Origin of the sequence: Bradyrhizobium sp. 157, from assembly GCF_023073815.1 — a bacterium.
In the GTDB taxonomy this organism is placed as follows: Bacteria; Pseudomonadota; Alphaproteobacteria; order Rhizobiales; family Xanthobacteraceae; genus Bradyrhizobium.
Genome location: NZ_JADPKF010000043.1, coordinates 1 through 1,305 on the forward strand (window position 1 = coordinate 1; position 1,305 = coordinate 1,305).

Genomic DNA, 1,305 nt, shown 5'->3' on the forward strand with positions numbered 1-1,305 from the left:
CCGCCGACGTCATCGGTCAGCGTGCTTATGCTATTGGTCGCGGTCGTGAGCATTGGCTGCGCCTCGACCGGCGCAATTGTGCCACCCACGTCGTGGGTCAGCGCACCCACGGTGTCGCTCATCGTTGCGAGCACCGGCTGCGCCGCCGCCTCGACCGGCGCGATCGTCCCGCCGACGTCGTGGGTCAGCGTACCCACAGTGTCGGTCACCGTTGTGAGCACCGGCTGCGCCGTCTCGACCGGCGCAATCGTGCCACCCACGTCTTTGGTCAGCGTACCCACAGTGTCGCTTACCGTTGCGAGCACCGGCTGCGCCGCCGCCTCGACCGGCGCAATTGTGCCACCCACGTCGTGGGTCAGCGTGCCCACGGTGTCGCTCACCGTTGCGAGCACCGGCTGCACCGCCGTCTCGACCGGCGCGATCGTGCCGCCGACGTCATCGGTCAGCGTGCTTACGGTGTCGGTTGCGATCGCGAGCGCCGGCTGCGCCGCCGCCTCGACCGGCGCGATCGTGCCGCCCACGTCGTTGGTCAGCGTACCCGCGCTGTCGGTCACGGTTGCGAGCACCGGCTGCGCCGCCGCCTCGACCGGCGCAATTGTGCCGACCACGTCATGGGTCAGCGTACCCACAGTGTCGCTCACGGTTGCGAGCACCGGCTGCGCCGCCGCCTCGACCGGCGCAATCGTGCCGACCACGTCATGGGTCAGCGTACCCACAGTGTCGCTCACCGTCGCGAGCACCGGCTGCGCCGCCGCCTCGACCGGCGCGATCGTGCCGCCGACGTCGTCGGTCAGCGTGCCCACGGTGTCGCTCACCGTCGCGAGCGCCGGCTGCGCCGCCGCCTCGACCGGCGCGATCGTGCCGCCGACGTCATCGGTCAGCGTGGTTACGGTGTCGGTCACCGTTGTGAGCACCGGCTGCGCCGTCTCGACCGGCGCAATTGTGCCACCCACGTCGTGGGTCATCGTACCCACAGTGTCGCTCACGGTTGCGAGCACCGGCTGCGCCGCCGCCTCGACCGGCGCGATCGTCCCGCCCACGTCGTGGGTCAGCGTACCCACGGTGTCGCTTACCGTTGCGAGCACCGGCTGCGCCGCCGCCTCGACCGGCGCGATCGTCCCGCCGACGTCATCGGTCAGCGTGCCCACGGTGTCGCTCACCGTTGCGAGCACCGGCTGCGCCGCCGCCTCGACCGGCGCGATCGTGCCGCCGACGTCATCGGTCAGCGTGCTTATGCTATTGGTCGCGGTCGTGAGCATTGGCTGCGCCTCGACCGGCGCAATTGTGCCACCCACGTCGTGGGTC

Annotated in this window: 1 protein-coding gene; it reads right to left on the reverse strand. The window is 70.8% G+C overall.

Annotated features, from left to right (window positions below):
- Positions 1–1,259, reverse strand: a 1,259-nt coding sequence (locus IVA95_RS09895) for a hypothetical protein (RefSeq protein WP_247510306.1), incomplete at its 3' end; no start/stop codon positions are given.
- Positions 1,260–1,305: the final 46 nt, after the last annotated feature.